The sequence below is a fragment of the Nocardia sp. SYP-A9097 genome, assembly GCF_009649815.1.
Taxonomy (GTDB): domain Bacteria; phylum Actinomycetota; class Actinomycetes; order Mycobacteriales; family Mycobacteriaceae; genus Nocardia.
Genome location: NZ_WJIC01000012.1, coordinates 123,823 through 145,474, shown reverse-complemented (window position 1 = coordinate 145,474; position 21,652 = coordinate 123,823). Strand labels below are relative to the sequence as shown.

General features: G+C 65.4%; 25 protein-coding genes. 20 read left to right on the top strand and 5 right to left on the bottom strand.

Translation table 11 applies throughout. The features are described from left to right. The first annotated feature begins 108 nt into the window (after window positions 1-108). From GFY24_RS23845 to GFY24_RS23780, 14 genes are all read left to right on the top strand, one after another. On the top strand, window positions 109-1,038 hold the full coding sequence (locus GFY24_RS23845) for a DUF2520 domain-containing protein (protein ID WP_309231253.1): 930 nt from the start codon (window positions 109-111) through the stop codon (window positions 1,036-1,038). Beyond that, window positions 1,038-1,964: a pantoate--beta-alanine ligase gene (gene panC, locus GFY24_RS23840; protein ID WP_153807294.1), complete on the top strand. Its 927-nt coding sequence runs from the start codon at window positions 1,038-1,040 to the stop codon at window positions 1,962-1,964. Before GFY24_RS23845 ends, panC begins: the two co-directional genes overlap by 1 nt. 12 nt (window positions 1,965-1,976) lie before the next feature. Further along, window positions 1,977-2,399 carry an aspartate 1-decarboxylase gene (panD, locus tag GFY24_RS23835; RefSeq protein ID WP_153807293.1) on the top strand — a complete coding sequence of 141 codons (423 nt, stop codon included), beginning with the start codon at window positions 1,977-1,979 and terminating at the stop codon, window positions 2,397-2,399. A 22-nt stretch (window positions 2,400-2,421) separates the two neighbouring features. After that, window positions 2,422-3,222 (top strand): type III pantothenate kinase, encoded by an 801-nt coding sequence (locus GFY24_RS23830; protein ID WP_153807292.1) that lies wholly within the window; start codon window positions 2,422-2,424, stop codon window positions 3,220-3,222. 192 nt (window positions 3,223-3,414) lie between these two features. Beyond that, window positions 3,415-3,957 carry a cysteine dioxygenase gene (locus GFY24_RS23825; protein ID WP_153807291.1) on the top strand — a complete coding sequence of 181 codons (543 nt, stop codon included), beginning with the start codon at window positions 3,415-3,417 and terminating at the stop codon, window positions 3,955-3,957. Beyond that, window positions 3,954-4,385, top strand: coding sequence for a rhodanese-like domain-containing protein (locus tag GFY24_RS23820; protein ID WP_375336088.1), 432 nt, complete (start codon window positions 3,954-3,956; stop codon window positions 4,383-4,385). The genes GFY24_RS23825 and GFY24_RS23820 overlap by 4 nt, the downstream gene beginning before the upstream one ends. 157 nt (window positions 4,386-4,542) lie before the next feature. Next, entirely contained in the window at window positions 4,543-6,009 is a 1,467-nt protein-coding gene (gene lysS / locus GFY24_RS23815; protein WP_153807374.1) for a lysine--tRNA ligase, read from the top strand. Window positions 6,010-6,126: 117 nt separating this feature from the next. Further along, window positions 6,127-6,489: an Lsr2 family protein gene (locus tag GFY24_RS23810; RefSeq protein WP_153807290.1), complete on the top strand. Its 363-nt coding sequence runs from the start codon at window positions 6,127-6,129 to the stop codon at window positions 6,487-6,489. 197 nt (window positions 6,490-6,686) lie between these two features. Next, entirely contained in the window at window positions 6,687-7,310 is a 624-nt protein-coding gene (locus GFY24_RS23805) for an FHA domain-containing protein (protein ID WP_375336087.1), read from the top strand. A gap of 117 nt (window positions 7,311-7,427) precedes the next feature. Beyond that, window positions 7,428-8,081 carry a DUF1772 domain-containing protein gene (locus GFY24_RS23800; protein WP_153807289.1) on the top strand — a complete coding sequence of 218 codons (654 nt, stop codon included), beginning with the start codon at window positions 7,428-7,430 and terminating at the stop codon, window positions 8,079-8,081. Window positions 8,082-8,242: 161 nt separating this feature from the next. Continuing rightward, a complete protein-coding gene (locus tag GFY24_RS23795) occupies window positions 8,243-9,199 on the top strand; it encodes a triacylglycerol lipase (protein ID WP_153807288.1) in 957 nt (318 codons plus the stop codon). Window positions 9,200-9,582: 383 nt separating this feature from the next. Next, window positions 9,583-12,126, top strand: coding sequence for an ATP-dependent Clp protease ATP-binding subunit (locus GFY24_RS23790; protein WP_153807287.1), 2,544 nt, complete (start codon window positions 9,583-9,585; stop codon window positions 12,124-12,126). A gap of 71 nt (window positions 12,127-12,197) precedes the next feature. Beyond that, a complete protein-coding gene (locus GFY24_RS23785) occupies window positions 12,198-12,989 on the top strand; it encodes a phytanoyl-CoA dioxygenase family protein (protein WP_153807286.1) in 792 nt (263 codons plus the stop codon). 80 nt (window positions 12,990-13,069) lie between these two features. Next, entirely contained in the window at window positions 13,070-13,945 is an 876-nt protein-coding gene (locus GFY24_RS23780; protein ID WP_153807285.1) for an LLM class F420-dependent oxidoreductase, read from the top strand. Between the two features lie 4 nt (window positions 13,946-13,949). Here the strand turns inward: GFY24_RS23780 and GFY24_RS23775 are convergent, their stop codons facing one another. Further along, window positions 13,950-14,612 (bottom strand): response regulator transcription factor, encoded by a 663-nt coding sequence (locus GFY24_RS23775; protein WP_309231252.1) that lies wholly within the window; start codon window positions 14,610-14,612, stop codon window positions 13,950-13,952. Between the two features lie 34 nt (window positions 14,613-14,646). Continuing rightward, on the bottom strand, window positions 14,647-15,864 hold the full coding sequence (locus GFY24_RS23770; protein ID WP_153807284.1) for a sensor histidine kinase: 1,218 nt from the start codon (window positions 15,862-15,864) through the stop codon (window positions 14,647-14,649). 126 nt (window positions 15,865-15,990) lie between these two features. Between GFY24_RS23770 and GFY24_RS23765 the strand changes: the two genes are divergently transcribed. Both GFY24_RS23765 and GFY24_RS23760 read left to right on the top strand, forming a co-directional pair. Continuing rightward, window positions 15,991-16,887, top strand: coding sequence for an ABC transporter ATP-binding protein (locus tag GFY24_RS23765; protein ID WP_153807283.1), 897 nt, complete (start codon window positions 15,991-15,993; stop codon window positions 16,885-16,887). After that, window positions 16,884-17,732 (top strand): ABC transporter permease subunit, encoded by an 849-nt coding sequence (locus tag GFY24_RS23760; protein ID WP_153807282.1) that lies wholly within the window; start codon window positions 16,884-16,886, stop codon window positions 17,730-17,732. The genes GFY24_RS23765 and GFY24_RS23760 overlap by 4 nt, the downstream gene beginning before the upstream one ends. Here the strand turns inward: GFY24_RS23760 and GFY24_RS23755 are convergent, their stop codons facing one another. Then, window positions 17,733-18,347: a TetR/AcrR family transcriptional regulator gene (locus GFY24_RS23755; RefSeq protein ID WP_153807281.1), complete on the bottom strand. Its 615-nt coding sequence runs from the start codon at window positions 18,345-18,347 to the stop codon at window positions 17,733-17,735. Window positions 18,348-18,452: 105 nt separating this feature from the next. Between GFY24_RS23755 and GFY24_RS23750 the strand changes: the two genes are divergently transcribed. From GFY24_RS23750 to GFY24_RS23735, 4 genes are all read left to right on the top strand, one after another. Further along, entirely contained in the window at window positions 18,453-19,100 is a 648-nt protein-coding gene (locus GFY24_RS23750; RefSeq protein ID WP_153807280.1) for an FMN-dependent NADH-azoreductase, read from the top strand. A 1-nt stretch (window position 19,101) separates the two neighbouring features. Continuing rightward, on the top strand, window positions 19,102-19,422 hold the full coding sequence (locus tag GFY24_RS23745; protein WP_153807279.1) for a multidrug efflux SMR transporter: 321 nt from the start codon (window positions 19,102-19,104) through the stop codon (window positions 19,420-19,422). A gap of 30 nt (window positions 19,423-19,452) precedes the next feature. Then, the gene (locus GFY24_RS23740) at window positions 19,453-19,899 is read left to right on the top strand and encodes an SRPBCC domain-containing protein (RefSeq protein ID WP_153807278.1); all 447 of its coding nucleotides are present in this window, start codon (window positions 19,453-19,455) and stop codon (window positions 19,897-19,899) included. A gap of 100 nt (window positions 19,900-19,999) precedes the next feature. Continuing rightward, entirely contained in the window at window positions 20,000-20,443 is a 444-nt protein-coding gene (locus tag GFY24_RS23735) for an OsmC family peroxiredoxin (RefSeq protein ID WP_153807277.1), read from the top strand. Window positions 20,444-20,510: 67 nt separating this feature from the next. Here the strand turns inward: GFY24_RS23735 and GFY24_RS23730 are convergent, their stop codons facing one another. Continuing rightward, on the bottom strand, window positions 20,511-21,320 hold the full coding sequence (locus GFY24_RS23730) for a CbtA family protein (protein ID WP_309231251.1): 810 nt from the start codon (window positions 21,318-21,320) through the stop codon (window positions 20,511-20,513). Continuing rightward, the gene (locus GFY24_RS23725) at window positions 21,311-21,505 is read right to left on the bottom strand and encodes a CbtB-domain containing protein (RefSeq protein WP_153807276.1); all 195 of its coding nucleotides are present in this window, start codon (window positions 21,503-21,505) and stop codon (window positions 21,311-21,313) included. The genes GFY24_RS23730 and GFY24_RS23725 overlap by 10 nt, the downstream gene beginning before the upstream one ends. Between the last annotated feature and the right edge of the window lie 147 nt (window positions 21,506-21,652).

Below are 21,652 nucleotides of genomic sequence, written 5' to 3'. Positions count from 1 at the left end.
GTAAGACATCCCACAGTCGGTGGCCGCCTCGCATCGAGGCCGATATTCTCGGGCCGTAACGTCTGGTACCCGCAGAGCGGGACTGGAACGAACTTCGAGAGGACAAGGGTGACCTCGGACAAGGATGTCTGCGGAACCGATCTTGCGCCTGCACGACTGACGGTGGGAATCGTCTCGGCGGGACGCGTCGGCTCCGCCTTGGGTGCGGCACTCGAGCGTGCCGGGCATGTGGTCTTCGGTGTTTCCGCGATTTCGGACGCGTCCATTCGGCGGGCCGAGACGCGGCTGCCGGATTCCCGGATTCTGCCCGCCGAAGAGGTGGCGAGCCGTAGCGAACTGCTGGTGCTGGCCGTGCCGGACAGCGAATTGGCCGGGCTGGTAGCGGGTTTGGCGGCGGCGAAGGCGGTGCGTCCGGGCACCATCGTGGTGCACACCTCCGGTGCGAATGGCATCGGAATACTGGCCCCGCTCACCGAGTTGGGCGCGTTGCCGCTGGCGATTCATCCGGCCATGACCTTCACCGGTCATGACGAGGACATCGCCCGGCTGGCCAATGCCTGCTTCGGTGTGACCGCCGCCGATGACATCGGTTTCGCCATCGCGCAGTCGCTGGTGATCGAGATGGGCGGTGAGCCGGTGCGGGTCTCGGAGGAGAACCGCACGCTCTATCACGCGGCTCTCGCGCATGGCAGCAATCATCTGGTGACCCTGATCGTGGATGCCGTGGAGGCTCTGCGCGCCGCTCTCGCCGGCCCCGGGCTGCTCGGTCAGCAGCTGGTCGAGGCCGAGCCCAATGGACTTGCCGAGCGCATGCTGGCACCGTTGGCCTCGGCCGCTCTGGACAATGCGCTGCGGCGCGGCCCGGCCGCGCTCACCGGTCCGGTGGCGCGCGGCGATGTGCCCGCGGTGGCCGCGCACCTGACCGCGCTGGAGTCGCTCGATCCGCGCCTCGAGGCCGGATATCGCGCGCTCTCACTGCGTTCGGCCGAGCGCGCCAGGAGCAATCCCGACCTGATCGATCTGCTGGAAGGAAACTGATGGACCCGAAACTGCGTGGCACGTACAAGCGCGGCGAACTGACCGTGCTGCACGATCCGGCGGTGGTCACCTCGGTTGCCAAGGCATTGCGGTCGACGGGTCGTACGGTCGCACTGGTTCCGACCATGGGTGCCCTGCACGAGGGGCATCTGGAGTTGGTGCGGCGGGCCAAGCGCACCAATCAGGTTGTCATCGTGTCCATCTTCGTGAATCCCCTGCAATTCGGTGCGGGCGAGGATCTGGACAAATACCCGCGCACCCTGGACGCCGATGTGGAGCTGCTGCGCGCAGAGGGCGTGGAGCTGGTGTTCGCGCCCAGTGCCGCCGAGATGTACCCGGACGGTCCGCGTACCACCGTGCACCCCGGTCCGATCGGCGATGAGCTCGAAGGTGCTGTCCGCCCAGGTCATTTCGCGGGGATGCTGACCGTGGTGGCCAAGCTGTTCCAGATCTGCCGTCCCAGCGAGGCGTTCTTCGGTGAGAAGGATTATCAGCAGCTGGCTTTGATCCGGCAGATGGTGCGGGACCTGAATTTCGATCTGAAGATCGTCGCCATTCCGACCGTGCGCGAGCAGGACGGCCTGGCCCTGTCCTCACGTAATCGCTTCCTGGATCCGGCCGCCCGCCAGCTCGCCACCACCCTCTCCGCGGCCCTGGCGGCCGGTCGTCATGCCGCCGGTCTGGGCCCGGAAGCCGTACTGACAGCGGCGAATTCGGTGCTGGCGAGTACGCCGGAGATCGAGATCCAGTATCTGGAGCTGCGCGGCTCCGACCTCGGCGCGGTGCAGCTCAGCGGTAATGCCCGCCTGCTGATCGCGGCGAAGGTCGGCGGCACCCGGCTCATCGACAATCTGCCCGTCACCCTCGGCACCCCGATCGACGGCAATCCGACCACCCCCGACCAGCCCGCCGCGGCAACTCGTTAGGAGGCAACGCCGATGTTGCGCACCATGATGAAGTCCAAGATCCACCGCGCCACGGTGACCCATGCCGACCTGCACTATGTCGGTTCGGTGACCGTCGACCAGGATCTCCTCGATGCCGCCGATCTGCTCGAAGGCGAGCAGGTCTGCATTGTCGACATCACCAATGGCGCCCGCTTGGAGACCTACATCATCGCGGGCGAGCGCGGCTCCGGTGTGATCGGAATCAACGGCGCCGCAGCGCATCTGGTGAATCCGGGCGATCTGGTGATCCTGATCGCCTACGCCATGATGGACGAGGCCGAGCTGAAGGAGTACGCGCCGCGCGTGGTCTTCGTGGACGATCGCAATCGGCAGGTGGAGCTGGGTTCGGATCCGGCGCACGCGCCGGCGGGTTCGGATCTCGTCTCGCCGCGCTCGCTCACCTTCGCCAACTGAGAACGGAGCGTCGGGGACACCCATGCTGCTGACCATCGATGTCCGCAATACCAGTATCGAACTGGGCTTGTTCTCCGGTAGTGGGGAGCACGCGAAGCTGGTGCGGCAGTGGCGAACCCACACCAATCCACTGATCACCGCGGACGAATTCGCGTTGCAGGTGCGGGGTTTGATCGGCTCGGACGCCGAGCAGGTGGTGGGTGTCTCCGCGCTGTCTACGGTGCCGCCGGTGTTGCGCGAGCTGCGTGAAATGCTCGGCCGTTACTGGGGGCATGTGTCGAATATTTTGGTGGAACCCGGTGTGCGAACGGGTATTCCGTTGCTGGTGGACAATCCCAAGGAGGTGGGCGCGGACCGTATCGTGAACTGTCTGGCCGCCTATCACCGCTATCAATCCCCGGCCATTGTGGTCGATTTCGGTACCGCTATCTGTGTGGATCTGGTGTCCGCCAAGGGGGAATTCCTGGGTGGCATCATCGCGCCCGGTGTGGAGATCTCCACCGAGGCGCTGGTGGAGCGCAGTGCGCTGCGCCGGGCCGAGCTGACCCGCCCGCGTTCGGTCGTCGGTAAGAACAGCATGGAGTGCATGCAGTCCGGTGCCGTCTTCGGTTTCGCCGGCATGGTGGATGGCCTCATCGATCGAATTCGCGATGAATTCGATGCCTTCTCCGGCGACGATGTGGCGATCGTGGCGACGGGTGCGACCGCGCCGCTGATCGTCCCGGAGTCGGAGACCATCGAGCATCACGAACCGCATCTGACCCTGGACGGTCTGCGCCTGGTGTACGAGCGCAACCAGCAGCGACGGCTGCGTCAGCCGTAATGCGAACCCATCGGTTTGTGACGCAGTCGTTCCCTGGAGGCCCTGTTGCTTCTCCGGGAACGGCTGCTAAGCTCGCCGACGTGTATTCCCGCGTGAGCACCCAGGAGTGTTGTCGAGGCTGATCAGCCTCGGCTTCGTCGAGGCATCGTTTTTCGCCCTCGACCGTAAACACACTTCTTGGAGTTTCGCCTCATGCGATCTTCTGTTCTTTCCGCTTCCCCCACCCGGCTGCGTCCCGCCGATCTTTTGCGTCTCACCGACGAAGGCGCGGAGGACGTATTGGCCGGCCGCTACGATCATCTGCTGCCGTCCGACGGCCTGTGGCCCACCGAAAAGCGTTGGGCGGTAAGGCTTCTCGCCGACGACGAGGTGGACCTCTGGCTGATCAGCTGGGTCGCCGATATCGCCACCGAATTACATGATCACGCCGGTTCGCTCGGCGCGCTGACCGTACTCTCGGGCGCCCTCTCCGAATTCCGCTGGAACGGGCGGGAATTGCGCCGCCGTACCCTCGCGGCCGGTGATCAGGCCTCTTTCCCGCTGGGCTGGGTGCATGACGTGGTGCGTGCTCCCGCCGCGGCGGCCGGTATTTCCGGCCCGCTCGATCCGACTTTGAGCGTGCACGCCTATTCCCCGCCGCTGACCGCCATGTCCTATTACGAGGTCACCGGCCACGGCACACTGCGGCGCACTCGTTCCGTCCTCACCGACCAGCCCGAAGGCGAACTCGAATGACCCACTTGACGATCGACGGCATGCTCGCCCAGGCGCGCGAGCGGTTGCGGCGCCTGTACCCGGTGGAAATTCCGCAGGCCATTGCCCGCGGTGCGCTGCTGGTTGATATTCGCCCGCAGGCGCAGCGGCTGCGCGAAGGCACCCTGCCGGGTGCGCTGGTGATCGAGCGCAATGTGCTGGAATGGCGTTTGGATCCGACCAGCGAGGCGCGCCTGGCGCTCGCGGACGACCATGACCGCGAATGGATCATCGTCTGCTCGGAGGGCTATACGTCCTCTTTGGCGGCCTCGTCGCTGCAGCAGCTGGGCCTGCGCCGCGCCACCGATCTGGTGGGCGGATATCAGGCGTTGAAAGCCGCCGGACTTCTCACGGTGGCCGCCACCGCTCCGCACTTCGAGCGCGAGGTGGCGACGCTCGCCTGGCTCTGAATTGGTTTGCCCGGGCGGTGGAAAAATAGGTTTCCACCGCAGGATAAGCTAAAGCCCCGTGAGCACCCCCACCCCCTCTTCTCCCGCAGGCACCACGTCATCCGCAGGTCAAAAGCGCGCCGCGGCCCCGGCCGTGGAGCTCGATGTCCCGGAGCAGATGCGGATTCGCCGCGAGAAGCGGGAGCGGTTGCTGGCGGAGGGCCGTGAGGCTTATCCGGTGGTTGTCGGCCGAACGCACAGTCTCGCCGAAATTCGCGCCGCCTACCCGGAACTCGAATCCGATACGCAGACCGGTCTGATCGCCGGTGTCGCCGGCCGCGTCATTTTCATGCGTAATACCGGCAAACTGTGTTTTGCCACCCTGCAGGAGGGTGACGGCACCAAGCTGCAGGCCATGATCAGCCTCAATGGCGTGGGTCCGGAGTCCCTGGCCGCGTGGAAGTCCGATGTGGATCTGGGCGATTTCGTCTTCGTGCACGGTGAGGTGATCTCTTCGCGCACGGGTGAATTGAGTGTGATGGCCGATGCGTGGGAGATGGCGGCCAAGTCGCTGCGCCCGCTGCCGGTGGCGCACAAGGAGATGAACGAGGAGTCCCGGGTCCGCCAGCGGTATGTGGATCTGATCATCCGCCCGGAGGCCCGCGAGATGGCCCGCACCCGCATCGCCGCGGTGCGCGCGCTGCGAGATGCGTTGGAGCACAGGGGTTTTCTGGAGGTCGAGACCCCCATGCTGCAGACCATCCACGGTGGTGCGACGGCGCGTCCGTTCGAGACCCACTCCAATGCGCTGGACATGGAGTTGTTCCTGCGTATCGCTCCGGAGTTGTTCCTGAAGCGGTGTGTGGTGGGTGGAATCGAGAAGGTTTTCGAGATCAACCGGAACTTCCGCAACGAGGGTGCGGACTCGACGCATTCGCCCGAGTTCGCAATGTTGGAAACCTACGAGGCGTACGGCACCTACGACGATTCCGCGAAGATGATGCGCGAATTGATCCAGGAAGTGGCGCAGTCGGTCTACGGCACGCAGGTGGTCACACTCGCGGACGGTACCGAATACGATCTGTCGGGCGAGTGGACGACCGTTGAGATGTACCCGTCGCTGTCGGAGTCGATCGGTGTGGAGGTCACGCCGGAAACTTCGGTTCAGGAATTGCTGGCACTCGCTGATCGAGTAGGTCTGGAAATTCCGCAGGACAAGGGCTACGGTCACGGCAAACTGGTCGAGGAACTGTGGGAGCACGTGTACGGCGACAAGCTGTACGCGCCGACTTTCGTTCGTGACTTCCCGGTGGAGACCTCTCCCTTGACGCGTCAGCATCGGAGCAAGCCCGGGGTTACCGAGAAGTGGGACCTGTACGTGCGCGGCTTCGAACTCGCCACCGGATATTCCGAACTAGTTGATCCGGTCATCCAGCGTGAACGTTTCGAGGATCAGGCGCGTTTGGCCGCCGCGGGCGACGATGAGGCCATGCGGCTGGACGAGGACTTCCTTGCCGCGATGGAGCACGGTATGCCTCCGACGACCGGAACGGGTATGGGAATCGATCGGTTGCTGATGGCCCTGACTGGCTTGGGAATCCGGGAAACGATACTCTTTCCAATTGTGCGTCCAGCATCTCGTTGAGTTCGCTGGATTGCATTGTCGGTGCCCGTTCTGGGACTATCGAATTAAGCGGTATTCTGGTTTAGGGTAATCGGCCTAACTATGCGGGTCGCACGATTTCGAGAGGACGTTCATCTCATGGCAAAGAAGGTCACCGTTAGCCTGATCGACGATGTCGACGGTGAGTCCATCGCGGACGAGACCATCGAGTTCGCAATCGATGGCGTCTCGTACGAGATCGACTTGTCGACGGCTAATGCGTCCAAGCTGCGGGACGGTCTGGAGGTTTGGGTTTCCAACGCGCGTCGAGTGAGTGGTCGCCGTCGTACCAAGGCCACGGCCGCCGCCACCGCCGGTCCGAAGAGCCGGGTTTCGATCGATCGCGAACAAAGTGCGGCGATTCGTGAATGGGCGCGCCGTAATGGGCACAAGGTTTCTGCCCGTGGGCGTATCTCCGCGGACATCACGGAGGCCTACAACAAGGCCGCTGCGAAGAACTAGTCGTCTTTGCGACTGCCGTCCGGGTGTTTCGTGCGAGCCCGGGCGGCAGTGGTTTATTCATACGCTTTGCGTATAACTATTGTGGGTGCGCGCTACCCATATCCATGGCACGATCTTGCTCGCGCCGAGACGGCACGGCACCATTGAACTGTGCGAACGATGTCACTGGCTGGGTGTAGAGACGAGGTATCGGCGCAGTGACCGCATTCAACGGTTCATTCCTGCGGGTCAAGGATCAAGAGGGTCGTCAGCACGAGCTGATGCTGACCCCGGATCAGCCGCGTATCACCATCGGCCGCTCACCCCAGGCCGATCTCTCACTCTTCTGGGACGTCGAGGTGTCCCGCCTGCACGCGACCGCCGAATATCTGGGCGCGCACTGGACCATCGTGGATGACGGGCTCTCCCGTAACGGCACTTTCGTGAATGGGGATCGCCTGGTCGGGCGGCATCGGCTGCAGCCGGGCGATGTGATCCGGATGGGCACCTCGCGGGTCACCTTCCACGATTTCTCCGGTGCCGCAGGCGATGTCACGCAGACCTCCACCGGTGGGCTGCCGACGCTGCGCTCGCTCACCGAAACCCAGCGGGCCGTACTCATCGCGCTGTGCCGTCCGCTGCGCGGCAATGACGGTTTCGCCTCGCCGTCGTCGAATCAGCAGATCGCCGCCGAGCTGTTCCTGAGTGTGGATGCCATCAAGACGCATCTGCGCGCGCTCTTCGCCAAGTTCGGTGTGGAGGATCTGCCGCAGAATCAGAAGCGGGTAAAGCTCGCGAATCTGGCCATGCAGAGCGGTGTGGTTTCCGAACGCGATCTGTGAGACTCGCGCTGATGTCCGCGAGCTTCTGAACGATGTTGCGGCGAGTCGTCAGCCGGTTGACTGGAAGTCGTTGGAAAGCCCGGGAATTCCGGGAAACGACCCAGTCAGGAGACTCCGATGTTCGCTCTTCGTATGACCGCGCTGGCGGCGGCGACCCTGTCGACCGGCCTGATCGCCGGTCTCTTTTACGGCTATGTGAACTCGGTGATGCCCGCCCTGGGCCAGACCGACGATCGCACCATGATCGACGTTATGCAGCGCATCAATGTCATCATCGTCAATCCGCTGTTCATGCTGCTCTTCATGGGCACCGTCGGTTTCACGGTGCTGGCGGCGGCGCTGCACCTGGGCAAGGATGCGCGCACCACGCTGCTGTGGATCGGAATCGCCGTGGTGCTCAATGTGATTGCCTTCGCGGTGACCTCGGGGCTGAACGTCCCGCTCAACAACCAGTTGGCCGCCGCGGGTGATCCGGCACAGATCGGTGATCTGGCGGCGGTGCGGGCGCAGTTCGAAACCTCCTGGGTGCGTTGGAATATCGTTCGCGCCATCCTGCACACCCTGGCCTTCGTGGCGCTGATGGGCGCGCTGTTCATGGCCGGTGTGCAGCACAGCAAGGCGAATGCGGTTGCGGCTCCGGCGAATACCGCGGTGGCGAGTGGTCCGGCGGTTCAGCAGGGGCGCGGTGGCTTTGTCGCTCCGGTGGCGATCCAGCAGCCGCAGCGGTTCGCTCCGGCCCCGCAGCCGGGTTTCGCGCCTCGCCAGTGGTGAGCGCCGGTCGCAGAATCCGCAGGAAAACCGGGATCCGCAGGGGTCCCGGTTTTTCTGCGTGAGAGAATGGAACAGGTTTCATAATTTTCTCGCCCATTTCCCATCTCCGGTGCTTGTTTCTCGATTAGGTTGTCGAAACACGTTCTAGTTTGGGAGGGAACATGCGTGTTCCGCGCTTGCGCCGTTCACCGAGATCACTGCTGGTTACGGCGGTTCTGGCGGTACTGACACTGGGGGTGAGCGGCACCGCCCACGCCGAATACCCCGAGAACTTCAACTTCTTCGCGGGCATCCCGTTCGAGCTCGCCAATCCGGGCGGCGACATGCCCGGTTCCAACGACTGGTCCTGCAAGCCCACCCGGGAGCATCCGGACCCCGTGGTGCTCGTCCACGGCACCGCCGGTGGCGCACAGACCAATTGGGGTGCGTACATCCCGATGCTCGCCAATGCGGGCTACTGCGTCTACACCCTCACCTACGGTCAGCTCGACGTGCCGTGGCCGCTCTCGGCCATGGGCGGTATGAAGACGATCGAGGCAGAGGGCGCCGAACTGGCGAACTTCGTGACCCGGGTGCGGGCCGCCACCGGGGCCGCCATGGTCGACCTGATCGCGCATTCGCAGGGCACTATCGTCGGCAACTACTACATCAAGCGCGCGGGCGGCTCTGGCCAGGTGAACAAGTTCGTCGCCATCTCCGCACCCTGGCTGGGCACCTACGGCGATCAGATGAACATCATCCGCAGGTTCGCGAAGGAGCTCGGTGCCGGTGATGTCGATGCGCTGGCGGTCGGTACGGGCATCTGCCCGGCCTGTTCGGAAATGGTGGGCGGCAGCGCCTTCATCGCCGCGCTGAACTCCGACGGCGTCTACGACCCGACCGTCTCGTACACCAATATCGACACGATTTACGACGAGTTGATCGTTCCGGTCTCGATCGGCCTGGTGCCCGCGCCGAACGCGACGAACATTCTGGTGCAGGACGGTTGCTCGACCGATTTCTCCGATCACCTGGCCATCGCGGGCAGTCATCGCGTGGCCATGTGGGCCCTGAATGCCCTGGACCCCGCACATCCGCGCACCGTCTCATGCGAGTTCATCCCGCCCTTCACCGGGTAACCACAACCTGCAAGTTCGCGGCCCGTCTCACTTCTGGACTGAGTGGAGCGGAGGAGCGAAGCGGGGGAGCGGAGGGAGGGAAGAAGTGGGACTCCCAGGGCCGCGAACTTGCCCGCAGCGAAGCGGAGGGCAAAAAATACAGCTGTTCGCTGTGGGCGTAGCCGGGACGGAAACGTTCCCGGCTACAGCCCCGTTATGAGGGAATGAGTCGTACTGTCGCCGGTTCGCAATAGGGTGGACGGACGACGTGCGTGACCCCTGCCAACTAGAGTGGAGGCGGGGGATGCAACCCCAGGGCTTCATGGCAGGCTGGCGACCAGAAGGGCAGCACAGGGTCTGAAGCGCCGGATGCCGTAGTAAGCGGAGCAGGAAGTGAGGGAGCGATGTTCGAGAGGTTCACCGACCGCGCGCGGCGGGTCGTTGTCCTGGCCCAAGAAGAGGCCCGGATGCTCAACCACAACTACATCGGCACCGAGCACATCCTGCTGGGCCTGATCCACGAGGGTGAGGGCGTCGCAGCGAAGTCGCTGGAGTCGCTGGGCATTTCGCTGGAGGGTGTGCGTTCGCAGGTCGAGGAGATCATCGGGCAGGGCCAGCAGGCGCCGTCCGGTCACATCCCCTTCACCCCGCGTGCCAAGAAGGTTCTCGAGCTGTCACTGCGCGAAGCGTTGCAGCTCGGCCACAACTACATCGGCACCGAGCACATTCTGCTCGGCCTCATCCGCGAGGGTGAGGGCGTTGCGGCGCAGGTGCTGGTCAAGCTGGGCGCGGATCTGAATCGGGTGCGCCAGCAGGTCATTCAGCTGCTCTCGGGCTACCAGGGCAAGGAGCCGGTCGAGGGTTCGGGTGCGCGCAGTGAGTCGGGTACGCCGTCCACTTCGCTGGTGCTCGATCAGTTCGGCCGCAACCTGACCCAGGCCGCGCTCGAAGGCAAGCTCGACCCGGTCATCGGCCGCTCGAAGGAGATCGAGCGGGTCATGCAGGTGCTGTCTCGCCGCACCAAGAACAACCCGGTGCTGATCGGCGAGCCCGGTGTCGGTAAGACCGCCGTGGTCGAGGGCCTGGCTCAGGCCATCGTCAATGGCGAGGTGCCGGAGACACTCAAGGACAAGCAGCTGTACACCCTCGACCTGGGTTCCCTGGTCGCGGGCAGCCGCTACCGCGGTGATTTCGAGGAGCGCCTGAAGAAGGTGCTCAAGGAGATCAATACCCGCGGCGACATCATTCTGTTCATCGACGAGCTGCACACCCTGGTGGGTGCGGGCGCGGCCGAGGGCGCTATCGACGCGGCCTCGATCCTCAAGCCCAAGCTGGCCCGCGGTGAGCTGCAGACCATCGGTGCGACCACCCTCGACGAGTACCGCAAGTACATCGAGAAGGATGCCGCGCTGGAGCGTCGTTTCCAGCCGGTGCAGGTCGGCGAGCCGACGGTCGAGCACACCATCAATATCCTCAAGGGTCTGCGGGACCGCTACGAGGCGCACCACCGGGTTTCGATCACCGATGGCGCTCTCGTCGCAGCCGCGACGCTCGCGGATCGCTACATCAACGATCGGTTCCTGCCGGACAAGGCGATCGACCTCATCGACGAGGCGGGCGCGCGCATGCGCATCCGCCGGATGACCGCACCGCCGGACCTGCGCGAATTCGACGACAAGATCGCCGACGCCCGCCGCGAGAAGGAAAGCGCCATCGACGCGCAGGACTTCGAGAAGGCAGCGCGCCTGCGTGACAAGGAGAAGCAGCTCGTCGCCAAGCGGGCCGAGCGCGAAAAGCAGTGGCGCTCGGGCGATTTGGATGTCGTGGCCGAGGTCGACGATGAGCAGATCGCGGAGGTGCTGGCCAACTGGACCGGTATCCCCGTCTTCAAGCTCACCGAGGAGGAGACCACCCGTCTGCTCCGTATGGAGGACGAGCTGCACAAGCGGATCATCGGACAAGAAGATGCGGTCCGGGCCGTGTCGAAGGCGATTCGCCGCACTCGCGCCGGCCTGAAGGACCCGAAGCGCCCGTCGGGCTCGTTCATCTTCGCCGGTCCGTCCGGTGTCGGTAAGACCGAGCTGGCCAAGTCGCTGGCGAACTTCCTGTTCGGCGATGACGACGCGCTCATCCAGATCGATATGGGCGAGTTCCACGACCGCTTCACCGCTTCGCGGCTCTTCGGTGCCCCTCCGGGCTACGTCGGCTACGAAGAGGGCGGCCAGCTGACCGAGAAGGTGCGGCGCAAGCCGTTCTCGGTGGTGCTGTTCGACGAGATCGAGAAGGCCCACCAGGAGATCTACAACACCCTGTTGCAGGTCCTCGAGGATGGTCGCCTGACCGACGGTCAGGGTCGCACGGTGGACTTCAAGAACACCGTCCTGATCTTCACCTCGAACCTCGGTACCTCCGATATCTCGAAGGCGGTCGGCCTCGGCTTCGCCCAGAGCAATGTCGAGGGCTCGAACTACGAGCGGATGAAGCTCAAGGTCAACGACGAGCTGAAGAAGCACTTCCGCCCCGAGTTCCTGAACCGTATCGACGATGTCATCGTCTTCCACCAGCTGACCCAGGATCAGATCATCCAGATGGTGGACCTGATGATCGGCCGCGTCGCCAAGCAGCTCAAGAACAAGGATATGGAGATCGAGCTCTCCGAACAGGCCAAGAGCCTGCTCGCCAAGCGCGGCTTCGATCCGGTGCTCGGTGCCCGTCCGCTGCGTCGCACCATCCAGCGTGAGATCGAGGACCAGCTGTCGGAGAAGATCCTCTTCGGCGAGCTGGGCGCCGGTCAGATCGTTGCCGTGGATGTCGAAGACTGGGACGGCGAAGGCCAGGGCGACAAGGCGAAGTTCACCTTCGTGTCCAGGGCGAAGCTCACCAAGAAGGATGCGCCCGCGGGGGAGCCGGTGGTTGTCGCCGGTGAAGCCGCCGCAGTCGGCGAGTAGAAAAACCGTTTGATCCGAAAGCCCCCTCTCACCAATGGTGGGAGGGGGCTTTCGCATATCGAAGGGACGGCATGCTCACCGACAGTCAGGTCGACGCGTTCATCACCGATGGTTTCGTCAAGGTCGAGCAGGCCTTCCCACGCGAGGTGGCCGATGCGGGCCGAGCCTTCCTGTGGCGCGAAACCGGTTGCGATCCGGAGGATCCCGCCACCTGGACACAGCCGGTGATTCGACTGAACGGTTACGGCGATGAGCCCTTCCGGGCGGCCGCCGGCGCCCCCGCACTGCACGAGGCGTTCGACCAGCTGGTCGGCCAGGACCGCTGGGTGCCGCGAAAGGGGCTGGGTACCTTCCCCATTCGGTTCCCCAGCAGCGAATCGCCCGGTGACGACGGCTGGCATATCGATGCCAGCTTCCCTGGGGACGACCCCACCGACTACTTCAACTGGCGAATCAATATCCATTCCAAGGGGAGAGCGCTGCTGATGCTCTTCCTGTTCTCCGATATCACCGCCGAGGACGCGCCCACCCGTATCCGGGTCGGCTCCCATCTGCGTCTCCCGAAAGCGTTGTCCCCGTTCGGGGAATCCGGGGTCGCCATGCCCGGTCTGCTGGAAACCTACGCGGCGACCGCCGACCTACCCCAGGCTTTGGCCATCGGCCGCGCGGGCGATGTCTACCTCTGCCACCCGTTCCTGGTGCATGCCGCCCAGCCGCATCGGGGCCGTACTCCCCGGTTCCTCGCCCAACCGCCCCTGGAGCTCCGCGAACCCTGCGTGCTCGACCGCCTGGACGGTGTGTATTCGCCTGTGGAGCAGGCGATCCGGCTCGGCCTCGGGCACTCGGCGGTGGCGGTCGAGTAGATCGGGTACGTCTCGGTGCGTAGCTGAGATGCCGTCGGGAGACGGATGATCGGCGCGATTTCGCGGCGGAGGCTTATCGCATGGAACTTGGATTGCATCTCACCAATTACGCGATGAACGCCCCCGCGGATCGGATCGGGCCCGGGTTGGCCGAGGTGGTGCGCACGGCCGAGGACAGTGGGTTCGCGGCCATCGCGGTCGGGGATCATCTGTGGCAGAGCCCGTGGCTGGGACGGGTCGAGCAGAATGTGCTGGAGGCGTACAGCACGCTGTCGTTCATTGCCGCGCACACGTCGAAAGTCGCACTGACGGCGATTGTCTCGGGTGTGCACTATCGGCATCCGGCCATGCTGGCCAAGCTGGTCACCACCGTGGATGTGCTCTCCGGTGGGCGAGCCTGGCTGGGTATCGGCGCGGGCACCTCCACCGGTGATGTCGAAGGGTACGGACTGCCTTTCCCGCCACTGGGGGAGCGGTTCGAGATGCTGGAGGAGGCCCTGGAGGTCTGCCTGCGCATGTGGGGGGAGACGGAAGACCCGTTCGCGGGCAAGCACTTCCGAGTGAATCGGCCGCTCAATGCCCCGCAGAGCGTGCGGCGACCGCATCCGCCCATCCTCATCGGCGGTGACGGTGAGAAGCGCACCCTGCCGCTGGTGGCCCGGTATGCGGACGTGTGCAGCCTGCGGCCCGGACCCGAGCTGCCGCGCAAGATCGAACTGCTGCACCGGCTCTGCGCGGATATCGGCCGCGATCCGGCCGAGATCCGCAAGACCTGCGTCTTCGTCTTCGATGTCGGGCAGCGCGGTGAGAAGGTCGATCAGCTGCTGGGCGCGTTGAAGATGCTGGCGGACAATGGCATCGATATGGTCATCGGCCGGGTGGAGGGCGTCGACGAGGTGGCTCCGCTGGAGGTCATCGGCCGTGAAATCATCCCCGTGGTAGCCGAATTCGGCTAACCACCTACTGCCAGCCGGGCCGGACCATTCCGGATTCGTACGCCATGACCACGAGTTGAGTCCGGTCGCGGGCATTGAGTTTCAACAGGATTCGGCTGACGTGGGTGCGGGCGGTGGCGGGGCTCATGAAGAGCCGTTCGGCGATCTCGGCATTGGTGAGGCCCTCGGCGACCAGGGCCATCACCTCGCGTTCGCGGTCGGTGAGTTCGGAGAATTGCTGGGCCGGTGCGGGTTTGGCGTGCGTGGCGAATTCCGCGACCAGGCGTTTGGTGACGCTGGGGGAGAGCAGGGCATCGCCGCCCGCCACCACGTGGACGGCTTTGACCAGGTCGGCGGGTTCGGTGTGTTTGACCAGGAAGCCGGTCGCACCTGCCCGCATGGCCTCGAAGACGTATTCGTCCAGTTCGAAGGTGGTCAGTACGACCACCTTCACGTCGGAAAGCTCTGGTGCGGAGGCGATTTCGCGGGTGGCGGCCAGGCCGTCCAGGATCGGCATGCGGATATCCATGAGCACCACATCGGGGGTGAGTTCGCGGGCCAGCCGCACCGCCTGCGCACCATTGTCGGCCTCGCCGACCACCTCGATATCGTCCTGCGCGTCCAACAGTGCCACGAATCCGGCGCGGACCAGCGCCTGATCGTCGGCGATCACAACCCGGATGCTCACGAAACCTCCTCTTGCGCAATCGGACACGGTGACCCTAGCTGGCGGGTTCGGGGTGTCCCAGGTGGACGGGTAGGCGGGCCTCCACGCGGAAGCCGCCGTCCGGCTTGGGTTCGGCGAGCAGTCGCCCGCCCAGGGCCTTGGCGCGTTCGGTCATACCGGTGATGCCGTGCCCGCCGGTCGAGACGGTGGCGGGACCGCGGGTGGGGCGGGTGTTGTCCACGGCCAGGTGCAGTCGATCCGCCGAATAGCGCACGGTGAGAAGGACACTCGCGCCGGGTGCGTGCCGGATCGCATTGGTCAGCGACTCCTGCACAATGCGCGCGGCGGCCACATCGACCACCGACGGCAGCCGTTTGGGCACCCCGGTCACAATCGCGCGCACCTCGAGTCCGGCGGCGCGGGCCGGTTGCAGCAGACTCTCCAGATCGCCGATCCCGACCGTGGGGGAGATGGGCGCGGGCACGGTACCGGTGCCGCCGCGAATCGAGCGCAGCAGCGCGTGCACCTCCCCGAGCGCGTCCTTGCTGGCGGTCTTGATGGCGGCCAGCGCGGTCGCGGCCTGTTCGGGCCGGCGGTCGATGAGTTCCAGGGCCACCGAGGACTGCACATTTATGAGCGAGAGGCTGTGCGCGAGCACATCGTGCAGCTCACGGGCGATGGTGAGCCGCTCCTCGCTGACCCGCTGCTCCCGTTCCGCCGCCTCGCGCGCGCGTTCGGCGGCCTCGCGTTCGCGCTGCGCCTGCTCATTGCGCCGCGCCTCCTCGGCTCGCCCGTGCCGCGCCGCCACCGCGGACATGCGCTGGCGCAGCCCCTCGGCAATGGCCACCAGCACGACCAGCCAGGCCAGCAGCCCGAACTCCTGCCAGGTATTGGTGTCGTAACCGCGCCAGGACGGCACCGGCCACACCATGAGCAGATAGCCGAGCGGTACGAAAGAGTATGTGCGCCAGCGTGACCCGCGCACCCCGGCGGTGAGGAAGGCCACCACGAGCGCCAGGAACACCGGCCCGTACCCGTATCCGATCAACAGGTAGGCGCTGGTGATCGCCAGCACCGCGTAGAACACCGGATCCGGATACCGCCGGCGCACCACGAGTAGCAGCGGCCCGGCCGCCAATAACGCGTATCCGAGCAGGTCGAGCGCGCGCATACCCGTCTGATGCTCGTTGGCCAGGGTGCCCGCGCCGAGCTGGACAGCCCCGACCACCACTGCGAGCAGCACATCCCACCGTCGTGCCGCACTCGTCTCCATAGCTGCACGGTAGTGCCGTGCGCGCCGGTTCGGCACCGGCAACGGGCGGAATACGTCGAGATACGTACGCCGGATCGCGCTGTGCGGCGGATGTTCCCGCGCAGGTCCCGGCGGATTCTTGGAGGCATGAACGAAGCGATTGTCAGCACCGATCGGTTGACCAAACGCTACGGCTCCCACACCGCCGTGGATGCCGTGAGCATGAGCGTCCACAGCGGTGAGATCTACGGTTTCCTGGGCCCGAACGGGGCCGGCAAGACCACCACGCTGCGCATGCTGGTGGGGCTCATCCGGCCCACCGGCGGCACCGCGACGGTGCTCGGCCGGCATCCGGGTGATCCCGAAACCATGCGTCGCACAGGTGTTCTCATCGAGGGCCCGGGTTTCTATCCGTACCTGTCCGGTCGGGACAACCTGCGCGTACTGGCCCGATATCGCGGCGTGGATCGGGACGAGGTGGAGCAGGTGCTCGACCGGGTCGCCCTCGCCGCTCGCGGCAATGACAAGTTCCGTACCTACTCACTCGGTATGAAGCAGCGCCTGGGAGTGGCCGCGGCCCTGCTCGGCCGCCCCGACCTGCTGATTCTCGATGAGCCCACCAATGGCTTGGATCCGGCCGGAATGGCCGAGATGCGGGAGCTCATCACCGGACTCGCCGCCGACGGGCACACCGTCGTGCTCTCCAGTCACCTGCTCGCCGAAGTGCAGGAGATCTGTGATCGCGTCGGCGTCATCTCCGGCGGCCGGCTGCTCACCGAATCGACGGTGCGCGAATTACGCGGCGCGGCATCGCTTTTCCTGCGCGCCGAACCCCTGGAGCTGGCCTTCCCGGCGGTGCGCCGGGTGGTCGGGGAGCGCTCGGCACTACTCACCGCGAACGGCATCAGAGTCGATGCCGGTGTGGCAAAGGCGTCCGCGGTGGCCCGTGCGGTGATCGAGGCGGGCGCGGACCTCCTCGAATTGCGCAGTGACGAAAAGTCTTTGGAAGAAGTATTTTTCGAGATGACGGAGACTGTGAAATGAGAGCCCTGACGGCAAGCACCCGGGCCGAACTGCTGCGCCTGCGCAAGTGGCCGGCCTTCTGGATCGTGCTCGGGACGTGGATTCTGTTGAATCTCACCTTCGCCTACCTGTTCAACTACCTGGCCTATACGACCGGCGACTCCAGCCGGATGTCCAATGGCCAGCCGCGTGAGGTCCTGCTCGAGCAGATGCTCCCGGCGGCCGTTCCGGAGGTCTTCACGCAGGGCATGGCCATGTTCGGCGGCGCGCTCATGCTGGTGCTGGGCGCCCTCGCGGTGGGCAGCGGTTACGGCTGGGGGACGTGGAAAACCGTTCTCACCCAAGGCCCTTCGCGGGCGGCGGCGATCGGTGGCGTGGTGGTCGGTCTGGCGGTGACGGTGGTCGCGCTGGTACTGGTCGCGTTTGTGATCGATACCGGTGTGGCCGCGGTCATCGCCTCGACACAGGGCCAATCCCTGGCGCTGCCCTCGGCGAGCCGGATACTGCTCGGAATCGGCTCGGGCGCGGCGATTCTGGGCATGTGGACGCTCGCCGGAGCGCTGATCGGAGCTGTCGCCCGGGGTCCGTCGCTGGCGGTGGGCCTGGGCCTGGTGTGGGTGCTGGTGGTGGAGAACCTGCTGCGCGGGGTTGCCGGAATCCTCTCTCCCATAAGGGCTCTCACCGATCACCTGCCGGGTACGGCCGCCGGTTCGCTGGCGGGTTCGCTGCGCACCACCACCGGCCCCGCCACCCCGGGTGTGCTGGATATCCTCACCCGAGGTGAATCGCTGATCGTCCTGTCCGCCTACGTCGCTCTCTTCGCGGCGGGCACGATCTGGCTGATCCGCCGCCGGGACATGATCTGATCAGCTGGAAGAATCTGCGGCACAATCGATCACGCCGCCCGCCAGATGTTGGAGGGCGGCGTTGATCTGTGCCGGGGTGAGCCCGCGTTCGCGCTGATATTGATAGACCTCGGCCGCGAGCGGTGCCAGCAGCGCGTCCACCAGTGGTTCCGGGTACGCCACACCGGATTCGGTGAGCAGCGCGCGCACGTGCACCCGCCAGAACTGGTACGCGCCGGTCCGGAAGCGCGCGCCCCCGGTCTCCGCACCGAGCACCAGATTGGCGTGCGTTTCGAGTAGTTCGAGCATGGCCGTGTAGAACGCTCCGAGCCGTTGGGCAGGCGGCGCTCCGGGGCCCAGTGGCGGTTCCCCGCGCAGCAGCCGCTCCTGGAGTTCGCGCTCGTGCTGATCGAGCAGCGCGACGGCGATGGAACCGACATCCGGATAGCGGCGGTACAGCGTCCCGCGCCCGACTCCGGCGGCCTTGGCGATGTCGTCCATGGTGACCGTGCGCGGATTCCGCTCGGTGAAGAGGTTCGCCGCGGCGTCAAGGATTTTGACCCGATTGCGTGCCGCGTCCGCCCGCTCGGGTGGTGGTGATTCGTCGTTGAGCAGCGGTAACGCGATCGGGTCCATGCGGTCACTGTAATCCCGAAAGTTTAAGTGGACAACATGTCCATTTGGTGGTTACTGTTCGAATAAAGCAAACGGACACACTGTCCACTTGAGGAGATGAAGAGCATGACCAGCCTGCTGCACCTGGATTCCAGCGCCCGCCGCGACTCCCTCAGCCGCGAACTCGGCGGCGTCTTCGCCGCTGCCTGGCGTGCCGAACACCCCGGCGGCGCCTACGTGTACCGCGATCTCGCGGCCGATCCGATCCCGTTCATCGGCGCGGGCTGGACCGAACTCTGCGATCGCGTCCTCGCCGCCGGGAGTACCGATCTGGACCGCCTGGCCGAACTCGCGGACACCCCCGCCACCACCGCCGCCTGGGCGATCGTGGAACCCCTGCTCGCCGAGGTGCGTGCCGCCGATGTGGTGCTGATCGGCACCCCCATGTACAACTACTCGATTCCCGCGAGTCTCAAAGCCTGGCTGGATCAGATCACCTTCCCGCGAATGTCCTTGGCCCCCACCCGTTTCGTGGTCACCACCGCGCGCGGCGGCATGTACTCACCGGGTGCGCCCAAGGCCGCGTACGACTATCAGGAGCGGTTCCTGCGGGACTTCTTCGCGGGCCATTTCGCCGTCCAGGACACCGTTTTCGTCAATGCGGAGCTGGTCAATTCCCGGCAGGACCCGCTGCTGGCGCACCTGCGGGAAACGCATGACGCGTCCTACGCCGCGGCGCTGGCGGCCGCCCGCCGACTCGGCAAGGAGTACTGAGATGAACTGGCTCGTGCTGGGCATCGCCGGTCTGGTGGAGATCGCCTGGTCCCAATCCATCAAGCCGACACAGAATTTCACGAAACCGCTGGCCACCCTGATCTGCTTCGTGCTCATGGCGATCGCGGTGTACCTGCTCTCCTATGCCATGCAGACCCTGCCGGTCGGTACCGCGTATGCGATCTTCACCGGAATCGGCGCGGTCGGAGCCATCGGCCTGGGTGTGATCGTGCAGCGCGATCCACTGAGTGTGGGCCGGGTGCTGGCGCTTTCGTTGATCATCGGCGGCATAGTGCTGGCACGGGTGACCAATCCCGAGTGAACCGCGCGCCGGCCGGTATCGTGCTCGGCCATGGACGCTGCGCCGATCCGGCCTCCCGACCTCTCCGCGCGCCCCTTCTCCCTTGCCGTGGAACACATTATGTCCGCTTCGCCCGATGAGCTGTATCGCATGGCCACTCGGCAATTGGGTCTCTGGTTCGCCGACCCGGGTTCGGTGCGCATGCGCCCCGCGGTGAACGAACCGTTCTTCTTCACCGCGGGCGGCGGGCACCCGCACTACGGGCGTTTCCTGCGCCTGATCCCGGACCGCCTGGTCGAATTGACCTGGGTGACCGGTCCCGGTGGCACCGAGGGCGCGGAAACCGTTCTCACCCTGGAACTCTCGGCGCTCGGCGCGGGTAGCGCGCTGCTGCTCACGCACGCCGGATTCCCCAGCGCCGCCGCCCGCGACCGGCACGAGAAGTCCTGGCCGCAAGTCCTGGATCGGTGGGATCAGCGAACCCTCGCGGTCAGCTGAAACCGGCGGGGTAGGTTCGGACGCGAAAGACTTTGCGGGGGGTTCGGGGGCGCCGCCCCTGAGATCCCCGAGTTTCCCCTCCCCTCTCGAAAGGACAGCGATGCCTACACGTTCCGCTCGCACCGCCTGGACCGGCAGTCTGCAAGAAGGCTCCGGCCAGGTCGAACTGGTCAGTTCCGGCGTCGGCAAGTACGACGTCAGCTTCCCCAAGCGCGCGGCCGACAATGCCGACGGCACCACCAGCCCGGAAGAGCTGATCGCCGCCGCGCACTCCTCCTGCTACTCCATGGCCCTGTCGGGTCAGATCGCCGCCGCCGGTGGCACTCCGGAGAGCCTGGATGTGACCGCCGATGTCACCCTGAGCCCGGACCCGGCCGGTGGTTTCCGCATCTCCAAGATCAAGCTGACCGTGGTCGGCCGCGCCTCCGGCATCGACGCCGACGGCTTCCTGGCCGCCGCCGCTGCCGCCAAGGCGGGCTGCCCCGTCTCCAAGGCGCTCGCGGGCGTGGACGAGATCGAGCTGGACGCGACCTTCGAATCCTGAGCTTCGAAATACAAAACGGGCAGTGCCGCAATGGCACTGCCCGTTTCGTTCGTTCTTCGGCCCGGAATTACCGTGCCGCCGCGCCGATCTCGCTTGTCTTACGGCTCGCGAATTCGGTCAGCGCCGCGAAGCCGAGTCCGAGCGTCAGCCACAGCGTGCCGGTCTCCGCCAGCGAGGCCGCGCGGAACTGCCACAGCAGCGTCGCCGGGAAATCGGATTTCACCTCGTTGATACCCGGCAGCACGATGTATCCGATCGCGGTCACCGCGATGAATGTCAGCACCGAACCGATCAATCGCACCGTGCCCAACTGGTTTCGCAGCGCCTTGAATACGTAGACGGCCCCGCCGACGGCCGCGAAACCGAGCAGCACCACGGCCACCCACAACCAGGTGCGCTGATCGATGGTGTCCGGTTCGCCGACGGCCGGGGGATTGGCCGGGTATTTGAAGAACGGCACCGCGACAATGGCGAGCCAGCCGCCACCCGCGAGCAGCAGTACGAGGCGCGGTCCGGCGATCGTGGTGTACCGGCGCGCCACATTGGCGACCACCGCGAGCAGTGCGCCCACGGCCAGACCGAACAGGCCCAGCGCCAGGAATTGTCCGGCCTTCTGACCGGTGCGGCTCACGAGGGGTTCCGCCTCGTCGCCGTGCGCGTGCCCGTTCACCTGCTCGGCGGGAGTGGCGTCATGCGAATGCGTTTCAACAGTCTGAGAGTGTGATTCCTCGATGGCGATTGCCGCGTCCACCTTGGGTTCTCCGATGAAGAAACCCACGGAGGCTGCCAGCAGACCTGCGATGAGGCCGGCCAGCAGACCGCGGAGCAACAGCGTTTTGAGCGAACCAGTCAGAGCCTGGGATTCGTTCAGTGGCACGGAACACCCAGCAGGTGCCGTCCATCGTGCATGAGCTCGTGCATGTACATGCCGCTGCGCGAGATCGCACCCTGATCGAAGCCGACCAGGTACAGCGTGAGCAATGCCAGTAGAACGACACCGGCCGAGATGAGCAACGCGGTGAGCGCGTCGCCGGATCGAGCCGGGGTATGGATTATTGCCATCGAGTCCTCCTAGGGGATTTCGCGTCCCCGCGAGTTGGGTGCGACGGTGCCGGTGTCTGGCTCTCCCGGCACCTGTCCGCGATCCGAGGACCCCGAGTCGATGCTTGGATACAGTGGCGCGACCGCCCCGGATTCCCACCGGGTTAC

Coding starts and splice junctions, on each gene's coding strand:
- GFY24_RS23770 (WP_153807284.1), bottom strand. CDS start 15,864: ATGGAGACGAGTGCGGCACGACGGTGGGATGTGCTGCTCGCAGTGGTG.
- lysS (WP_153807374.1), top strand. CDS start 4,543: ATGCGGATTCGCCGCGAGAAGCGGGAGCGGTTGCTGGCGGAGGGCCGT.
- GFY24_RS23785 (WP_153807286.1), top strand. CDS start 12,198: ATGCTCACCGACAGTCAGGTCGACGCGTTCATCACCGATGGTTTCGTC.
- GFY24_RS23750 (WP_153807280.1), top strand. CDS start 18,453: ATGACCAGCCTGCTGCACCTGGATTCCAGCGCCCGCCGCGACTCCCTC.
- GFY24_RS23740 (WP_153807278.1), top strand. CDS start 19,453: ATGGACGCTGCGCCGATCCGGCCTCCCGACCTCTCCGCGCGCCCCTTC.
- panC (WP_153807294.1), top strand. CDS start 1,038: ATGGACCCGAAACTGCGTGGCACGTACAAGCGCGGCGAACTGACCGTG.
- GFY24_RS23830 (WP_153807292.1), top strand. CDS start 2,422: ATGCTGCTGACCATCGATGTCCGCAATACCAGTATCGAACTGGGCTTG.
- GFY24_RS23755 (WP_153807281.1), bottom strand. CDS start 18,347: ATGGACCCGATCGCGTTACCGCTGCTCAACGACGAATCACCACCACCC.
- panD (WP_153807293.1), top strand. CDS start 1,977: ATGTTGCGCACCATGATGAAGTCCAAGATCCACCGCGCCACGGTGACC.
- GFY24_RS23810 (WP_153807290.1), top strand. CDS start 6,127: ATGGCAAAGAAGGTCACCGTTAGCCTGATCGACGATGTCGACGGTGAG.
- GFY24_RS23795 (WP_153807288.1), top strand. CDS start 8,243: ATGCGTGTTCCGCGCTTGCGCCGTTCACCGAGATCACTGCTGGTTACG.
- GFY24_RS23790 (WP_153807287.1), top strand. CDS start 9,583: ATGTTCGAGAGGTTCACCGACCGCGCGCGGCGGGTCGTTGTCCTGGCC.
- GFY24_RS23765 (WP_153807283.1), top strand. CDS start 15,991: ATGAACGAAGCGATTGTCAGCACCGATCGGTTGACCAAACGCTACGGC.
- GFY24_RS23820 (WP_375336088.1), top strand. CDS start 3,954: ATGACCCACTTGACGATCGACGGCATGCTCGCCCAGGCGCGCGAGCGG.
- GFY24_RS23745 (WP_153807279.1), top strand. CDS start 19,102: ATGAACTGGCTCGTGCTGGGCATCGCCGGTCTGGTGGAGATCGCCTGG.
- GFY24_RS23800 (WP_153807289.1), top strand. CDS start 7,428: ATGTTCGCTCTTCGTATGACCGCGCTGGCGGCGGCGACCCTGTCGACC.
- GFY24_RS23760 (WP_153807282.1), top strand. CDS start 16,884: ATGAGAGCCCTGACGGCAAGCACCCGGGCCGAACTGCTGCGCCTGCGC.
- GFY24_RS23780 (WP_153807285.1), top strand. CDS start 13,070: ATGGAACTTGGATTGCATCTCACCAATTACGCGATGAACGCCCCCGCG.
- GFY24_RS23825 (WP_153807291.1), top strand. CDS start 3,415: ATGCGATCTTCTGTTCTTTCCGCTTCCCCCACCCGGCTGCGTCCCGCC.
- GFY24_RS23725 (WP_153807276.1), bottom strand. CDS start 21,505: ATGGCAATAATCCATACCCCGGCTCGATCCGGCGACGCGCTCACCGCG.
- GFY24_RS23735 (WP_153807277.1), top strand. CDS start 20,000: ATGCCTACACGTTCCGCTCGCACCGCCTGGACCGGCAGTCTGCAAGAA.